The organism is Methylobacter tundripaludum SV96 (genome assembly GCF_000190755.2).
Lineage (GTDB): Bacteria > Pseudomonadota > Gammaproteobacteria > Methylococcales > Methylomonadaceae > Methylobacter_A > Methylobacter_A tundripaludum.
The window spans coordinates 1,386,049-1,403,174 of the sequence record NZ_JH109153.1 but is presented as its reverse complement, the minus strand read 5'-3'; the positions used below and the strand labels follow the sequence as shown (position 1 = coordinate 1,403,174).

At 47.5% G+C, this 17,126-nt stretch carries 17 protein-coding genes; 11 read left to right on the top strand and 6 right to left on the bottom strand.

What is annotated here, in order from left to right; translation table 11 throughout:
* Positions 1-78: 78 nt before the first annotated feature.
* Genes METTU_RS19050 through METTU_RS19030 form a run of 5 tightly spaced genes read right to left on the bottom strand, consistent with a single transcriptional unit; the run spans position 79 to position 3,580 of the window.
* Positions 79-1,035, bottom strand: a complete 957-nt coding sequence (locus tag METTU_RS19050) for a hypothetical protein (RefSeq protein ID WP_006893594.1) — start codon at positions 1,033-1,035, stop codon at positions 79-81.
* A gap of 3 nt (positions 1,036-1,038) precedes the next feature.
* Positions 1,039-1,662, bottom strand: coding sequence for an adenylyl-sulfate kinase (gene cysC / locus METTU_RS19045; RefSeq protein WP_006893593.1), 624 nt, complete (start codon positions 1,660-1,662; stop codon positions 1,039-1,041).
* A 36-nt stretch (positions 1,663-1,698) separates the two neighbouring features.
* Positions 1,699-1,908: a dodecin gene (locus METTU_RS19040; protein ID WP_006893592.1), complete on the bottom strand. Its 210-nt coding sequence runs from the start codon at positions 1,906-1,908 to the stop codon at positions 1,699-1,701.
* Positions 1,909-1,913: 5 nt separating this feature from the next.
* Positions 1,914-2,585 (bottom strand): N-acetylmuramate alpha-1-phosphate uridylyltransferase MurU, encoded by a 672-nt coding sequence (gene murU / locus METTU_RS19035; RefSeq protein WP_006893591.1) that lies wholly within the window; start codon positions 2,583-2,585, stop codon positions 1,914-1,916.
* Positions 2,582-3,580, bottom strand: a complete 999-nt coding sequence (locus tag METTU_RS19030) for an aminoglycoside phosphotransferase family protein (RefSeq protein WP_006893590.1) — start codon at positions 3,578-3,580, stop codon at positions 2,582-2,584. Before METTU_RS19030 ends, murU begins: the two co-directional genes overlap by 4 nt.
* A 105-nt stretch (positions 3,581-3,685) precedes the next feature.
* On the opposite strand from METTU_RS19030, the gene METTU_RS19025 reads away from it, so the two are divergent.
* Genes METTU_RS19025 through METTU_RS19015 form a run of 3 tightly spaced genes read left to right on the top strand, consistent with a single transcriptional unit; the run spans position 3,686 to position 8,376 of the window.
* A complete protein-coding gene (locus tag METTU_RS19025; RefSeq protein ID WP_006893589.1) occupies positions 3,686-6,643 on the top strand; it encodes an LPS-assembly protein LptD in 2,958 nt (985 codons plus the stop codon).
* Positions 6,636-7,940: a peptidylprolyl isomerase gene (locus tag METTU_RS19020; RefSeq protein ID WP_006893588.1), complete on the top strand. Its 1,305-nt coding sequence runs from the start codon at positions 6,636-6,638 to the stop codon at positions 7,938-7,940. Before METTU_RS19025 ends, METTU_RS19020 begins: the two co-directional genes overlap by 8 nt.
* 34 nt (positions 7,941-7,974) lie before the next feature.
* Positions 7,975-8,376, top strand: coding sequence for a DbpA RNA binding domain-containing protein (locus METTU_RS19015; protein ID WP_040581041.1), 402 nt, complete (start codon positions 7,975-7,977; stop codon positions 8,374-8,376).
* 23 nt (positions 8,377-8,399) lie between these two features.
* Here METTU_RS19015 and METTU_RS19010 read toward each other — a convergent pair whose 3' ends face one another.
* Positions 8,400-9,032: an MBL fold metallo-hydrolase gene (locus tag METTU_RS19010; RefSeq protein WP_006893587.1), complete on the bottom strand. Its 633-nt coding sequence runs from the start codon at positions 9,030-9,032 to the stop codon at positions 8,400-8,402.
* Positions 9,033-9,139: 107 nt separating this feature from the next.
* Between METTU_RS19010 and rnd the strand changes: the two genes are divergently transcribed.
* From rnd to METTU_RS18970, 8 genes are all read left to right on the top strand, one after another.
* Positions 9,140-10,309, top strand: a complete 1,170-nt coding sequence (gene rnd / locus METTU_RS19005; RefSeq protein ID WP_006893586.1) for a ribonuclease D — start codon at positions 9,140-9,142, stop codon at positions 10,307-10,309.
* A gap of 257 nt (positions 10,310-10,566) precedes the next feature.
* Positions 10,567-11,130 (top strand): SRPBCC family protein, encoded by a 564-nt coding sequence (locus tag METTU_RS19000; protein ID WP_006893585.1) that lies wholly within the window; start codon positions 10,567-10,569, stop codon positions 11,128-11,130.
* A 10-nt stretch (positions 11,131-11,140) separates the two neighbouring features.
* On the top strand, positions 11,141-12,151 hold the full coding sequence (locus METTU_RS18995; protein WP_006893584.1) for a YVTN family beta-propeller repeat protein: 1,011 nt from the start codon (positions 11,141-11,143) through the stop codon (positions 12,149-12,151).
* A gap of 105 nt (positions 12,152-12,256) precedes the next feature.
* Complete coding sequence (pabB, locus tag METTU_RS18990; RefSeq protein ID WP_006893583.1) at positions 12,257-13,645, top strand: aminodeoxychorismate synthase component I; 1,389 nt, start codon at positions 12,257-12,259, stop codon at positions 13,643-13,645.
* Positions 13,645-14,235: an amino acid kinase family protein gene (locus METTU_RS18985; protein ID WP_006893582.1), complete on the top strand. Its 591-nt coding sequence runs from the start codon at positions 13,645-13,647 to the stop codon at positions 14,233-14,235. The genes pabB and METTU_RS18985 overlap by 1 nt, the downstream gene beginning before the upstream one ends.
* A 248-nt stretch (positions 14,236-14,483) precedes the next feature.
* Positions 14,484-16,412 carry a hypothetical protein gene (locus tag METTU_RS21945; RefSeq protein ID WP_006893581.1) on the top strand — a complete coding sequence of 643 codons (1,929 nt, stop codon included), beginning with the start codon at positions 14,484-14,486 and terminating at the stop codon, positions 16,410-16,412.
* A 78-nt stretch (positions 16,413-16,490) separates the two neighbouring features.
* Positions 16,491-16,802, top strand: coding sequence for a type II toxin-antitoxin system RelE/ParE family toxin (locus METTU_RS18975; RefSeq protein WP_006893580.1), 312 nt, complete (start codon positions 16,491-16,493; stop codon positions 16,800-16,802).
* Positions 16,786-17,100 carry a helix-turn-helix domain-containing protein gene (locus METTU_RS18970; protein ID WP_006893579.1) on the top strand — a complete coding sequence of 105 codons (315 nt, stop codon included), beginning with the start codon at positions 16,786-16,788 and terminating at the stop codon, positions 17,098-17,100. Before METTU_RS18975 ends, METTU_RS18970 begins: the two co-directional genes overlap by 17 nt.
* Positions 17,101-17,126: the final 26 nt, after the last annotated feature.

The window sequence follows — 17,126 nt, the reverse complement described above, 5'->3', positions numbered from 1 at the left end:
AATGTGTTCATCCGTCATCTGTGTTCCATTGTACTTATATTTAAAACGTAAGCCTTTTACTCGCATTGTAACAGCTACTCACGAATAAAAATCCTCAAACTTTTTGATGAAAATACTCAGCTGATCGCCGGGCAAATGATTGATGCCTGCCGCCGCTTTGCGTCCGCCGCCGGTTGGAAAGGCGGAGCATAATTCGTCAGCGCCGGTTTTGTTGGATAGGGGCGCTCTGACGCCAACCTGGTAATCGTTGTCCTTGTTATGGGTGATGACCGCATGGGCTCTGCTGAGGTGAAGGTTGGCCAGGAAATTCCCGAATACGCCGTTAACGCGTCTTGCCCAGGCGGTATCGGGCAGGATGAATACGGCGACCGCGTCGCTTTGGTATTCGGGGACAAGGCGTTGGGCATTTGCCATGTCTTCTCGATAGCCCTGTTCCAGTTGCGTAAAGATGTCACGATTGCCGCCGATGAAGTCAAAAGGGGATTGGAACTCCGCCATTTCCCGATACAGTCTGTCAGGGGCAAAATGCAGATCGTCAATACAGCCGCCGTACCCGTTATAGTTGATGTAGATGCCCAGGTTTTTCAGGGTCTCAATTTCTGTTTGGCTTAAATTCAGGGTGGCAGCCAGTTGTTCGGCGCTGTGGTTTAAATTGTCGCCAAAGGCCGCGGTTATTGCCCATAACGGATATTTTCCATTCAGGTACTGATTGACCAGTAGACTGGTGCAGATCGCGCTGTCGGTATTAATCAGCGTTTTTAGATGGGGATGATTGGGAATATCGCCGGGCTGGTGGTGATCGACATAAAAAATATGCGCGCCCTGATTTAAAAACTCCTTAACCCGTACGCTGTTTGTTTGCAGGGAAATATCCAGTACTGTGATGCGGTCGCCTGAGGTGACGGTGAATTTATCCAGTAATTGTATATCGCGTTTAATGCCGGTAATGAGCCGCGATGCCAGCGGTCGATCCAGGCGTAGTTGAATCAGGGCGCAGATGCCGTCTGCATCGCCATTGAAGACATCGAAATGCATGGTTTATTCCAGGGCGGACAAGATGTTTCGATCGCGTAATAGCGATATGACCTGCTGCACGCTTTCTTCGAGCGTAAGCCGGTGAGTGTCGATTTTTAAATCCGGGTTTTCCGGTTCTTCGTAAGGCGAGGATATGCCGGTAAAGTCTTGTATTTCGCCTAGTCGCGCTTTTTTATACAGTCCTTTGACATCCCGTTGCTCGCAAACCGTTAACGGGCAAAAACAGTGAATTTCAATAAAGTCGCCGTCCAGCATCAGGCTTCTTGCCGTGGCGCGCTCCGCCTTGAACGGTGAGATAAATGCGGTCAATGTTATGACGCCCGCTTCAAGCAGCAGTTTGGTTGTTTCACCGATACGGCGGATGTTTTCCTTGCGGTCTGTATCGCTAAATCCCAGGTCGCTGCACAAGCCGTGACGCACATTATCGCCGTCCAGGACCAAGGTATTTAAGCCGATTTGATGCAATTGTTCTTCTACGGCATGGGCCAGCGTTGACTTGCCGGAGCCGGATAGGCCGGTAAACCAGAGAACTATCGATTTATGCGCATTTTTTTGTTCGCGGCGTTGCCGGGTGACGGTGGCGCGGTGCCATAGGGCATTGGCGCTTTTGTCCGATTGATGGGGCATATACGATCGAGCCTAGTTTGTCGAATGGCAAAGCCTTTATTCTGTCAGGGAAAAGCCGATTTTAACGGTGACCTGCCAGTGGGCGATTTTGCCGTTTTCTATGTGGCCGCGGGTTTCGACGACTTCGAACCAGCGCATGTCATGGATAGTTTTTGATGCCTTGCTGATGGCGTTTTCGATAGCTTGCTGCATGCCGACGGCTGATGAACCGGTCAGTTCTATTTTTTTGTAAACATGTTCAGTCATGGTCTTTACCTCTGTTGAGTGTAATAAAAATCCAGTTCTTGCAAACGCTCCGGTGTGCCTATGTCCATCCAGAAACCGTCCATTTTTTGTCCTGAAACCCGGCCGTTTGCTATGGCTTGGCGTAACAAAGGCCCCAGTTTGCTGGGTCCGGCGGGCATGTTGCTGAATAGTTCCGGGCGATACAGCCCTATGCCGCTAAAGGTGAAATGTTCGGTGCCGCTTGAAACAACCAAGCCGGACTTAGCCAAGCCAAAGTCGCCCTGTGCATTATGCGCCGGATTATCGACCAAAACCAGATGGGCCAAATCGACAGTCAGTTTTTTGAGTTCGGCAAAGGGAAAGTCTGTGGCGATATCGCCATTGACCACCAAAAACACCCCGTCGCCTAATAAATGCAGGGCGTTAATAATGCCGCCCGCCGTTTCCAGCGCTTGTTCGCCTTCCGGTGAATAGCTTATGTTTGCACCAAACCGATTGCCGTTACCCAGCCGGTTTTCTATTTGCAATCCCAGATGGGCATGATTAATGACTATATCATTAAAACCAGCCGCGACCAGTTGTTTGATCGTGTATTCGATCAGCGGTTTGCCTGCGGCTGTAAGCAAGGGTTTGGGGATGCGGTCGGTTAACGGGCGCATTCTTTCGCCGCGTCCTGCCGCTAAAATCATGGCTTTCATGCTTCAACTACGCTCAGTGCGGGTAGTACCTGTTCGCGCAGGAAGTCATTGAACCCGGCAAGTTCAGGGTAGGCCGCGCAACCGGCGGTGACATAGTTCAGGGTGCGCGGTATGTCGCCAAGGTAGTTGGATTTGCCGTCTCTCAAGTGCAAGCGGGAAAAAATGCCGATGGCTTTAAGGTGGCGTTGTAGCCCCATCAGGTCGAACCAGCGTTTAAACTGGGCCGGGCTGCAATCAATGAGGCCTGCTTGCTGGAGCCGCTCAAAATAATTAAATCGCCATTGTTCAACTTGTTGTTCAGGCCAGGCGATATAGCAATCGCGCAATAAAGACACCAGATCGTAGGTGATCGGGCCGATGACGGCATCCTGAAAATCGATGACGCCGGGTGAATCGTTGTCTAAAACCATCAGGTTGCGGGAATGGTAATCCCTGTGTACGCAGGTGCTGGGCTGCTCCAGAGCTGATGTGGTGAGAAGGGCGCGGACCGTCTCCCAAACAGCTGCGGGAATTTGAATGTCCAGTAATTGGCCTAAAAACCATTCGTCGAAAATAGCCAGTTCCCTGTGCAGGAGCGGCTCGTTATAGCTGGGCAATCCGGAGTTTTGTATCGATGTTTGGGTTTGCAGTTTGAATAAGCTGTCGAAAGCGGTTTGATATAAATCGGCGGCAGTGGCTTCATTCAGCTGGTCCAGAAAACACTGGCTACCGAAATCCTCCAGCAGTAAAAATCCGTCAGTCAGGTTTTGTTGAAAAATAGTCGGGACGTTGATTTGAGACTGTGTCAGCAGCTTGGCAATTCTGATGAAGGGTTCGATGTTTTCTTTGTCCGGCGGGGCGTCCATGACAATAAATTGTTGTTCCGGGGTACAGACTCTAAAGTAACGTCGAAAACTGGCATCGCTGGAAGCGGGGGCGCATGCGGTAATGGTGAGCAATAAATCGTTTTCAAGCCAGTCGAACATCGATATCGTTCTTAAGTCTTCAGGCATCATGATGTTTAGGATAGATTAGTATAATAGTGGGGTAGTGAGGTAAAATTAACGTCCGGCATTTTATTCGATTTACGATCCACTACGCTACTAAACTTCATATTACCTATGCGCCGCCGTTTATTACTGTTTTTTTTACCTTCTATTTATGCGCCTGCCAGCATTGCCAACGAAGCACTCTGGAATTGTGTACAAAACAAGGATAGCAAAGAGTGGGTTTGTGTAGGTGAAAAAGAACCTGCGGGGAAAACCAGTGCGGCAAAGGTTCCTGTCGACGTCGAACCCGTTAAAGGCGTGCAACCGATTAAAGACGCGCAGCCAATACCGACAAAGGCCGTTGAAAATACTCAGCCGGTTGTCGCGGAACCTGAGCGCGATGCCGTTGAGAATACCGAGCCCCCGTCCGTCCCTGCCGAGAAGGCCGAGACGAAGGTCGATGCGCCCAAACTCCCCGTCAACACCAGGGCTGATAAAGACACCCAACAAGTTAGCGTAGAGGCTAAGCCAATCGCTCAGCCTTCGGCCGATTCCAATTTGAAAAAAACGCTGCAAACTGAAGCTAATCGTCCAGGTTGGACCTGCGATGCCAAGGCCGCAGATAAAAACTGGGATTGCAAGTTGGTCGGCGCCGATCCTAAGGGGCAGGCGCGGGTTATTGAAACCCCTGAATCCGGCATGAGTTTTCTTACTCCGGCGTTTGACCATAACGAAGAGCTAACCTTCAGCAATCTTAAATCACAACTGAAATATGATCCCTGGCAAAACTGTGCTGCACCTGGCGGCGGAAAGCCCGGCTTTGTGCCTGAAAAGGATTTGAGAGAGGCGTCTCCTCTGGATATCGATTCCGATTATGCTGAAATATTCGAGAATGAAATTTACAGTTATACCGGTAATGTTGAAATGACTCGTGCAGATCAGCGTTCAGTCTCTAATAAAGCGACTTATGACACTGTGTCGGAAACATTGGATTTACAGGGCAGTGTCTATTACAGCGAAGATGAATTGGCGTTGCACAGTGAGTCGGCATCCCTTAACCTGGCTTCCGATCAGGCACGCCTCCGGGAAGCCCTGTTTATTTCTCCGGCTACGCCGCTCAGAGGCCGGGCGAAAACGATTTATCGGGAGAGCAGTACCCTGTCTCGATATAAAGGTGTTGCTTATACCAGCTGCCGTCCCGGCAACCAGGACTGGGTTGTGCATGCGACTGAGTTGAAGATGAATAAAATTAGCGGTCAAGGTGCTGCTAAAAATGCATGGATTGAGTTTAAAGGCACGCCTGTTTTTTATTCACCTTATATGTCTTTTCCGATAGATAACAGGCGACTTTCGGGGTTTCTTGCGCCTTCATTCGGCAATACGCAACGGGGCGGTTTAAGACTGGAAACGCCTTATTACTGGAATATAGCTCCCAATTACGATGTCACTTTACGGCCACGGTATCTTTCAAATAGGGGAGCCATATTGGGAGGCGACTTCCGTTATTTGACAGAGATGACACGCGGATCTACAGATCTGGAATTTATGCCGCATGACAGTCTCCGTGATAAGGCACGGTATTTGGGAGCGATTAAGAATAACACCCAATTTACGCCTCATATTAATTCAAATATGGATTTGAATTATGTGTCCGATAAAGATTATTTCTCCGACTTGGGCAACGCGCTGAGTACGTCAACTTACAGTAGTTATCTTTTAAGCCAAGCTAATCTTGGCTACGTAAATACCGGGGTTTCTTTAACAGGCCATGTTGATAATTATCAATCGATCGATAAAGCGATAACCAAAGCGGGGATACCGTATCGGAGGTTGCCGCAAGTTAACCTGAATTTGAACCATTCATTCAAATTTATGCCGTTGACAACCTTGCTGGATGCTGAGTATGTGCATTATCAGCATGATTCAGTAGTGGAAATGACGAATGGACAACAAAACGATCTTACGCCGGTGAATGCGCAACGAACCAATGTCAAACCGTCAATCAGTTTCCCATTGCAAACGGCCAGTGCTTTTTTAACGCCCAAGATTTCCTTGCAGTCCACCCAGTATGCGTTAAGCAATCCAAGCGGGGGCTTAATAAAATTGTCGACAGGCCAAGTCGTCTCCTCAAGTATGTCCAGAACCCTGCCTATTTTTTCTACGGATAGCGGTTTGTATCTGGAAAAGGACATGAATATTTTCAATAGATCTTATTTGCATACCCTTGAACCCAGATTGTTTTATTTGTATGTCCCCAATGCGGTTCAAGACGATATTCCTGTATTCGATACCGCACCGAATGATTTTTCTTTTAACAGCATGTTTTTGGAAAACCGCTTTAGCGGTTCGGATAGGGTAGGGGATGCTAATCAGCTTACGGCAGCCTTAACAACACGCTTGATCGATGCTAAATCCGGTAGGGAAAAATTAAAACTCAGTGTGGGGCAAATTTCTTATTTTCAGGATAGAAAGGTTATTTATCCCGGTTACCAGCAAACTTTGCCGGGCTATTTTCCGGATACCGATAAATTCTCAAATCTGGTGACTGAATTCGATGCCGGATTAACGGACCATATATCGTTTAGTTCAGGGGCGCAATGGAATCCTCATTTGAACCGGGTTGTCAGGCACAGCGCCATGCTGCATTATATTAACGAACCCGGTGAGATTATTAATATGGGTTATCGTTACAGGAAAAATACGATTTATCCTGAATTATCGGGGACCAGACCTTATGACATTATTCAAAGCGATGTTTCCGCTCACTGGCCGATTTATAACGATTGGTCTGTAGTTGGGCGTTGGACGTATTCATTGCTGAATAATTCAACTCAGGAAAGTTTTTTTGGCCTGGAAAAAGAAAATTGCTGCTGGCGTTTTCGTGTTATTGGGCGACGCTGGATTAATAGCTTAACGCTTAGTCAAAATCCGAATATTGTGAACAGTCCCACTATTGTCGATGCGACAGGGATAAGTCAGACCGGCGTATTTTTTCAGATAGAACTTAAAGGTTTGACCGGGATTGGGGAAAAATTGGATAAGTTCTTTGAACAGCAAATTTATGGTTATCGGGCACCGAAAGATGATTAAGCAAGAAAACATCAAAAGAACTATTGTCGTCGCGTTATTGTGTAACTTATTGTTCGGCAGCTTTTTAGTACACGCTGAAGTTCTTGATACCATTATCGCAGTGGTTGAAGAGGACGTTATCCTTGAGCGTGAATTGCAAAAAGAAGTGGCGGTTATTGAACAAAGAATACAGCAAAGTAACGCCGCGATTCCGCCTGCTTATGTGCTGCGCAAGCAGGTGCTGGAGAAAATGATTGTTGATAAACTCCAGCGGCAGTTGGCGGAAAAGGCCGGAATTACTGTCAGCGAAGAAATGCTCAACAGTTCGGCCGCCGATATAGCCCGAAGAAATAATATGGATATAGAGCAATTCAGGGCGGAGCTGGAAGGGCAGGGCATTAGCTATCAAAGCTTTTTGGATAATATGCGTAATGAAATTATTATTAATCAATTACGCGGCAGGGAGATAGGCGGACGCATTAAGGTGACCGACCGAGAGGTTGAGCACTACATGGAGACCCAGGATAAAATCGGCGAAGAGTCTACGCAGTATCATCTGGGACATATATTAATTGCGGTTAAAGAAGGCGCGTCATCGACAGAAATACAAAAAGCGATGAGCAAAGCCGAGGGTATTGTCGGGAGCCTGCGCGGTGGACAAGATTTTAGTCAAACAGCGATCAGCGATTCGGATGATGCCAATGCCCTCAAGGGCGGTGATCTGGGCTGGCGCACCCTAAGTGAAGTACCCACCTTGTTTGTTAATGAAATCAGACAAATGAAGCAGGGCGATGTGTCCGAGCCCATACGCAGCCCGAGCGGTTTTCATATTGTTAAAATGTTGGAACTAAAAGGCACGGATAATCACATGATTACCAAAACCAAAGTTCGGCATATTTTAATTAAAACCAATGAGTTGGTTGATGATGCCGAGGCAAATAAACGCTTGTTGGCATTAAAAGCCCGTATTGCTGACGGTGATGATTTTGCCGCGTTGGCACGGGCGCATTCAGATGATAAAGGTTCTGCATTAAAAGGCGGTTCACTTGACTGGGTAGGCCCCGGCGATCTGGTTAAGCCGTTTGAAGAGGCCATGGTAAAACTCGGTATTAATGAGGTGAGTGACCCCGTACAGACGCAGTTTGGCTGGCACATCATTCAGGTCTTGGGCCGGGAAAATAAGGACGATAGTAGCGAGTTTAAAAAGAACTTGGTAAGAGAGGCTATTCGTAAGCGGAAAATTGAAGAAGAAACAGAGCTTTGGGTGCGCAGATTGCGCGATGAGGCTTTTGTAGAAATTTATCAGGATAGACTTTGAAACAGTGCGGTGCGGCTAGTCCGTTGAAACCGGAATGAGCGGCAATAATAAACCCGACGGCATGGATGCGAGACTGGCGACAACAGCTATAGTTCAACTAGGCATTAAAATGGTTCGCTATCGCCTGGACGTGGGGAGTAAGCATCAGGTTACGTCGGAAGAGCTTAAAAAAATATTGATTGAAGAGTCCGGCGTCGACAAAAATAATATTAACAATATTAATATTCAAGGCGACTACACGCTCGTTGAGTTGCCCGATGAAATGCCGCAGGATATATTCCTGCATCTAAAATCGGTAGAAATCAAGCAACATAAACTGGATATAAAACGGGTAAAAGCACGTAATAAAAAACGTAGCAATAACTATGGCCGACGCGGAAGACAGCGTACTCCGCCATCTAACAATGGCGGATCCGATCAAGTCAACGGCAGCTAACCTGATCGAACAAGATATAAGGCTTAAATGCTGACGAAGGGATTGTTGCGCATTTCCTCTCCAAACGTGGACATTGGGCCGTGTCCGGGAATAAACGTAAACTGTTCACCCAAAGGCCATAGATTATTCTTGATTGAATGAATCAAGGTATTGAAATCTCCTTTTGGCAAATCGGTTCGGCCGATTGAACCTTTAAACAACACATCGCCGACTATGGCCAGTTTGGTGTTGCGGTGAACAAAAACCACATGTCCCGGTGTATGACCCGGGCAATGAAAAACATCCAGCACTTCTTCGCCAACCTTAACAATATCGCCCTGACTTAACCAGCGTGACGGTGTAAATGAATCGCAGGCCGGGAAACGAAAAGTCCGGCATTGTTCAGGAATGGCATCAATCCAGAATTGGTCGTCTTGATGAGGCCCTATAACAGGAATGGAAAGCAAGGCCGCCAGTTCAGCCGTGGCGCCGATATGATCGAGATGTCCGTGGGTGATGAGGATGGATTCGGGCGTTGCATTTTCCCTGTCGATGGCTTTAAGAATCGTGTCGATATCGCCGCCAGGGTCGACGATGGCGGCTTTGTTGGTATGCTCGCAAATGAGTAAGGAACAGTTCTGCTGATAAGCGGTAACGGGAGTAATACAAAATCGCATAGGTAAGTGAAGACAAAAAAATAAATTCTATCATTAAAATAAAAAACCACCATTAACCGTAAAATCCATGGATTTTACGGTGTGTTAATGACTGCTCGTTTAACAATATGACAAACAACATCCAATATATAAATACCCCAGATCAGCTGGTTAAATTGTGTGAACAGATCAAGAAAGAACCTTGGTTAGCTCTCGATACGGAGTTTTTACGGGAAAAAACGTATTACCCGAAGTTTTGCCTGCTGCAAATAGCAACACCGGAATGGGTGGCATGCATTGACCCCATCGCATTGCCTTCCTTGGATATCCTTTTTGAAGCGATATACAGCCCATCCATTGTAAAAGTATTTCATTCTTGCAGACAGGATTTGGAAATCTTTTATCAATTAACCGGGAAATTACCTGAGCCGCTTTTTGATACCCAAATCGCCGCACCGCTGCTGGGTTTTCAGGAGAATCCGGGTTATGCGATGCTGGTTTCCAGCTTGCTAAATGTGAATTTAAACAAGGCCCATACCCGAGCGGATTGGAGCAAGCGGCCGCTGATCGACGCAGAAATTCAATATGCTGCGGATGATGTGATTTATCTATGCAAGATTTATCAAATGATGTTGCAGAAATTAGCCGAACTCGGACGCGCTGAATGGTTGGAGCGTGACTTTGCCGAACTGGCAAATCCGGATCTTTATGAAGTAAAGCCTGAAAAAGCCTGGCTGAAAATTAAGGGTAAAAACAAACTGACCGGCAGGCAATTATCAATTGTTCAAGCCTTGGCCGAATGGCGGGAAAAGGCCGCGCAGACTGAAGATCGACCCAAGAGCTGGCTGTTACGTGATGAAATGCTGTTCGATTTAGCCAAGTTGCAACCGGAAACGGTGAGTGAATTAGCCAATGTTCGCGCCATTAATGAGCGTACGGTTAATCGTTATGGCGCAGAATTGTGCCAACTCATTACGGCGGCCAAAAATCGCGCGCCGATACCCTTGAATGAAAAAGGTCGGCCCGCTAAAAAAACTCAGCAGCAGGAAGCGATACTGGATATTTTGACGGCACTGGTCAGAATACGCGCCGAAGAAAACTCGTTAAATCCCATTATTCTTGCGACACGTAAGGATTTGGAAGTGTTGTTGTTCAATGACGACGATGAGTGTCCGCTATTGCATGGCTGGCGTTTTAAAATGGCCGGCAGGGAATTAGTTGGCTTGTTAAAAGGAGAGTTATTACTCGGGATTGAATCTGACAAGCTGGATATTCTTGAAAAGAAATTCTTGGCGTAATCAAAACCGCCCTGTGGTCTTTGTGAGACTACAGGGTAACTTACAGGTCACTTCGTTTTAATGAAAGCCTCACCGTTAATCATCACTCGCTGTAGCCGTCAGTCAGAGTAAAAGAAACCGCGCGATAATAAAAAGTGACAATTGTTGTTGCCGGGTTTGTTTTTCTAATACTTTAAGTTAGCTAAGCTGATGCTTGCAGCGCTTGGTTGTCATATAATGCGCGTTTTAGTTTTTATGTTCCCATAAGGAAAGTTAATATGAAGAAAATCATTTTGTTTGTTTCAGCCTTGCTGTTCTTTTTTACTTCACTAGCCAATGCTCACGGCCCTGTGCGTCAAAAAGCCGAAGAGAAAGTCACCATCAATGCACCTGCTGCAAAAGTTTGGGATATTATCAAGAACTACGGCGATATGTCTTGGCATCCCGGCATTATGAGTACCACAGTTAAAGGCGATAACACCAAAGGTGCGGTTCGCGTTTTGACCTTGAAAGATGGCGGCACAATTACCGAAGAATTAAAAAAGTATGACGAAGCTAAGATGTCTTATGGTTATAAAATCACTGAAATGAGTTCATCTAAAACCATCACTCATGCCGGTGCTGAAGAAAAAGTTCCTGCGTTACCTGTAAACGATTACGCAGCAAGCATTGAATTGGCCGATAAAGGCGGTAAGACTGAAGTTACCTGGAAAGCCGGTTACTACCGCGCTTACATGAACAACAATCCACCGGAAGAAATGAACGAAGAAGCCGCAAATACCGCAGTGAAAGCCGTTTTGGAAACAGGATTGATTAACCTGAAAAAATTGGCTGAAAAATAAGGTTTAGCGAGTGTTCTCATTGAACTGCCGCCGCGCCAGCTCCCGGCTGGTTTGCGGCATACGCACCATCCTTGGCGACAAGGCTGTAGCGATTTGCATCGCTACAGCCTTTTTATCTACACCGCTTGCGGCCCAGCCATTTGCCTACATCAGCAATCAATTGGCCGATAGCGTGTCTGTTATCGATACGGCAACGGGCAGCGTAGTCGATACCATTGCTGTTCCCGGCAAACCGGCCGGGGTTGCGGTCGCGCCTGACGGCAATAAAGTTTATGTCAGTACGCCGGAGGCCAAAGGCTTTGCGGTTGTCGATACAAAAAAACGCGAAGTTATCGGCAGCGTTGCTGTCAATGACGGCACGCTGGGTATCGCTGTGGGGCCTGACGGCAAGCGGATTTATGTGGCAGACTGGTATAAAAACAATGTTTCGGTTATCGATGCGGACAGTCTACAGATCATTAAAACGATTAGTGTCGGCGAATCGCCGTCCGGTCTGGTTGTCAGTCCCGATAATCGCTGGTTATACGTCGCCAACCGGATCAGTAATTCAGTTTCCCAGATCGATTTGAAGACACTGACCGTTAAGAAAACCGCTCAGGTTGGTACGCACCCGTTTGGACTTACCATTGATGCCAGAGGCGAACGCATTTATGTCGCCAATGTAAAAAGCGATGATGTAACGGTTGTGGAAACGGCAAGGATGAAGCCTATCGCTACGGTAAAGGTCAATATGTTGCCTTACGCAACGGCACTGGCGCTTAACGACAGCCGCCTGTTGGTGACTAATCAGGACGACGGTTCGGTTTCAGTTGTCGATACGGAGACGCTAAAGGAAATCGCCCTGATTACTGTAGGTACCAAACCCGAAGGTATCAGCACTCATCCGGATGACCGGCATGTCTACGTGGCTAATTGGTTTGACGGCAATGTTTCGGTGATCGATGCCAGAACCCTGAAAGTGATCGATACCATTCAAACCGGTGAAGGCAGTCGTGCATTTGGGCAGTTTATGGGCAAATAGTCATAAATAATTAATAGAGTGGGCAGGTTTTTTGCCCACTCTACTGAATAATCCCGATTTATTTCGCATTGTTAATGCAAAACGCATCACAAGTCCCCAATATAAATGCCGTCACCAAATCAACTTATCGCTCCCCTACCTTACTTTCCCGATAGTGCAGAACTGTTTTCCGCCTGCGTAGATGAAGCTTGGGCCGTTTTTCTGGATAGCGGTTTTCCCCACAGCAATCAGGGGCGATACGATATTATTGCGGCTGAGCCGGTGTGTACCTTGGTCACGCATGGCGAGATTACCGAGATTACCCGTAACGGCGCGACACTCAAATCAACTGAAAATCCGTTTGATTTAGTCAAGCAACAGCTTCGTTTCTCCCCATCCTTTAAGCTGGAAGCCGGTTTTGATGATTTACCGTTCAACGGTGGAGCCATCGGCTATTTTGCCTATGATTTAGCCCGTCGACTGGAAGCGCTACCGACGATAGCCGAAGATGCCGAACATATTGCCGAGATGGCGGTAGGAATTTACGAGTGGGCGGTCATCGTCGATCATCACCGGCAAAAAAGCTACTTGGTAGGAAATTGCGATCGGCAAAAATGGCAAGATTTAATCAACCAGTTCAGCCAATTACCGGTAAGGCCGGATTGTCCTGCATTTAAGGTCGTCGGCGAGATTAAGTCCAATATGGACAAAGATTCCTACGTCCATGCCTTTAACCGGATCAAGCATTACCTCAAGGAAGGCGATTGTTATCAGGTGAATCTGGCGCAGCGGTTTGTAGCCGATTGCGAGGGCGATCCGTGGACCGCCTATCAAACCTTGCGCAAATTGAATGCCGCGCCGTTCAGCTGCTATCTTAATCTGCCCGAAGTGCAGGTTTTAAGCTCATCCCCGGAGCGTTTTTTAAAGCTGACCGATGGTGTGGTCGAGACCAAACCCATTAAAGGGACGCGGCCGAGAAAACCCGATTACGCGGAAGACCAGCAGCAAATAAAAAACCTGGAAGCCAGCAACAAAGACCGAGCGGAAAACCTGATGATCGTCGATTTGCTCCGCAACGACATCAGTAAAACCTGCAAGAACGGCTCAGTCAAAGTGCCGGTGCTATTCGATGTGGAAAGTTACGCCACCGTGCATCATCTGGTCAGTACCGTAACCGGCGTTCTGGCGGATAACCAGCACGCGCTGGATTTGTTAAAAAGCTGTTTTCCGGGCGGATCGATTACCGGCGCACCCAAGATCAGGTCCATGGAAATCATAGAAGAACTCGAACCCAACCGGCGCGGCGTTTATTGCGGGGCTATCGGATATATTGGGTTCAACGGCAATATGGATACCAATATCGCTATCAGAACGCTGGTGCATTCCGAAAACACCATTCGTTTCTGGGCCGGTGGCGGTATTGTCAATGATTCCGTAGCCGAAGAAGAATATCAGGAAAGTTTTGACAAGGCGGCGGCCATGCTCGATTTATTGCGGCAATTTACGGCAAGGTAATGAGCAACCTAACCGCCACGGACGGCATAATTATTATCAAACTGGGCGGTAGCCTGTCCCGCTCGGATACCCTTGTTAACTGCCTGAATGCGGTGGAAAAAAACTATCAGGGCAGGGCGGTGGTTGTCGTTCCCGGCGGCGGTGGGTTTGCCGATCAGGTTAGATTAGCGCAACAACAGTGGCAATTTGACGATACCACCGCGCATCACATGGCTCTCTTAGCCATGCAGCAAATGGCCTTGATGTTTAAAGGGCTTAAACCGGATTTTGCTATCGCCGATACTGTCGCGGCGATTCATGATCAATTAAACCGGAAAAAAACCGTCATTTGGTCGCCGGATATTATCGAACTTGATAACGCAGGCATTGAGGCAAGCTGGGATATAACTTCGGACAGCCTCGCGGCATGGTTGGCCAAGACAGTTTCAGCAACCGAACTTATCCTGATAAAGTCAGCTGCTATTGATACCAGCCTTAGCCTGCAACAACTCGCCGAACAAAACATAGTCGATAAAGCCTTTTGTGATTTTGTCGCGAAGGCCGCGTTTAAAACACAGGTTATTAATGCACAAAGCTGGGCTGGAGGGTAACTTCAATGCAAGCCGCTGTAGGGTATACATTACGTACCTTTTCAAAGTGTTTAGGGTAAATTAAGCTTCCAAAAGGTATGCAATGCACACTCTGTCTGACAGGAACGTCTAAAAATAAACCAATATAGTACGTTAGAATATGTTGAATGAGGGGAGCCGTTCTTAAGGCAAGCATCGTTCGCGATTGATGCAACTTGGGTAATCATCGAATTCCACGACATCCGAAATAAGCACGCAGGAGTATAAGTATGGTTAATCCACCTTTAAAACCCGACGGACGCACACTGGCTTATTTTGGGCAGCTCAAACCTGCCGAGAAAAAGCTACTGGATGCCTGTCGAAGTGGCGAGATCGCACACATCTCAGAACGAGAACGGCGACCCGAGGGACCAAGTGAGCAAAATATTGTACGCGCATCTTTTCTGCGGTTTCTCGCATTGGGCGGTGATGAATACGCTCCGGTACATGAAAAGGGCGTACAGCTTTATGAGGCCTGGGTGGATGGTAAGTTGGATATTGAGGGGGCAATCTCGCCAAATAGCCTAAGGCTGACTTATTGTCATTTAAATACTACACCTAACTTACGAGATAGCGTTGTTCACGGTTGTTTGCTGTTTCAGGTTTGCCATATTGAGGGCTTGGAAGCTGACCGCATGGTGTGCAGTGGCACTATTTTTCTGAACAATGTTATTTCCACCAGCGAAGTTAGCTTTGCTGGTGCGCAGATTGGCGGCGATCTGGTATGCGATGGGGGTAAGTTTGATGGAAAAGAGGGCAATGCATTGATATGTGACCGAGCGAGGATTAAAGGTTGCGTTTTTTTGAGGAATGAATTCTCCTCCACTGGTGAAGTTGCCATGATAGGTGCGCAGATTGGCGGTGATTTAGTTTGCGAAAACGGCCAGTTCGTCGTCAAGGACGGAAATGCTTTGTCTTGTGATGGTGCGGTGATTAAAGGCTGTGTTGTACTGAAGAATGGCTTCACCGCTACAGGCACAGTTCGATTGCAAGGAGCAAAAATTGGCGGTGATTTGGAGTGTAGCGACTCAACGCTCGACGGCAATAATGGTTTTGCATTGCTGGCGGAAAATATGACGGTGGCTGGCGTGTTCTTTTTTCTTAATCTTAGAGTTAAGGGCACTGTATTTCTGGTATCTGCCAAAGTGGGTAGCCTAGTTGATGACCTCAAGTCTTGGCCGGAAGGAAAACTGGATTTGGACGGTTTTGTTTATGGCAGGCTGTCTGGTACAGCTCCCACAGATACAGAGACCCGGTTGAAATGGCTGAAAAAGCAGCCAACTTTACACTTGGGGCAGATTGGAGATGGAAAAGACTTCAAGCCACAACCCTGGTGGCAATTACAAAAAGTGCTTCGTGACATGGGCCATTTAGAGTATGCGCGACAGGTGGCAATTGCCTTTGAAGATCAACTACGTACCGCGAAATTGATTGGACAAACGCCAGAGGATTGGTGCAAACCGATAGCAAGGATTTATCGGTTTTTTAGTCGTGGCTTTCATTGGCTGTTTGGGTGGCTCATCGGATATGGTTATCGCCCACTTGGGTTATTTTTCAAAATGGTTGTTGTCTGGCTGTTTTGCGGGGCGGTTTATTGGGGCGCAGCAGTTTACGGCAATAATGGCAATGGTGTTTTTGCACCCAGTAATCCGCTGGTGTTTCAAAATACTAAGTATGCCGCTTGTGTACCTGATAGCTGTGCAGCTAAAGAGGAAAAGATAAAATTAGTCTATGCGACACTTCAGAAATTAATTAAACCAAACAATCTGTTGATGTTTCAAAATACTGAATGTGTCGCGTGTATGTCTGATAGCGAAGTAGCTAAGGCAGAGTTAGCCAAATCTGCTTGTGCGGTGCTGCCTCCTATCCAAGGTGCGGGTAACTGGTATTTGTGTTCAAAACTGCCTGAGGAATACACGGGGTTCAGCCCTTTCGCCTATTCGTTGGATTTGATTTTGCCGCTGGTCGATTTACAACAAGAACACGACTGGGCTCCAATGATTTCAACACCTACAAAGACAAGTGCGTTTTGGACATGGAGTTCTAACTATGAATATTGCATACGATTTCTGATCTGGTTCGAAATCCTGTTTGGCTGGATGTCCAGCTTGTTGCTGGTGGCCGTGGTTTCCGGTTTGACCAAGCGGCGGGAAGAATAATGAAGGAAGAGAAAGGGTGTGATTTTGCAATAATGCATTCAAGATTGCACAAATACGTCTTTGACGTATAATGAAATTATGTATACAGTCATTGAAACCCCGCTGTTCAGCAAGTTGTGGCCGCATTATTGGCATGAAGAAGAGCGTGGTGCATTTGCTGCTTACTTGGCTGAAAATCCGTCCGTCGGAGATGTGATTCCCGGTGCAGAAGGGCTGCGTAAAGTGCGCTGGAGCCGCGCCGGATCGGGCAAGTCTGGTGGCGTGAGGGTGATTTACTTTATGCGCAACGCTGCCGAGGAAATTATACAGTTGATACTGTACGCCAAAGCCGAGCGTGACTCGATGACCGCCAAACAACTACTGGAGATTAAACATGCCCTCGACAACTAAACCAATGACCGATGAAAAACTGGAAATTTTCGAAGATGGACGTGATTTTCACGCCGACTTGTTGCAATCCATTCATGAAATGAAGGCCGGGCGCGGCACGGTGATTCACTCCCAAGCGATTACGGCACGCACAGCCTCAGGCCTGTCGCAGGCTCAATTTGCCGCGCTGTTGGGCGTTTCGGTGCGCACCCTGCAAGAGTGGGAACAGGGCCGCCGCAAACCCACCGGAGCGGCGCAGACATTATTGCGTGTGGCGGTGGCTCATCCGGAAATGTTGCGTGAGTTGGTGACGGGATAGAGAAGGACTGCACCTAACTTCTTTGC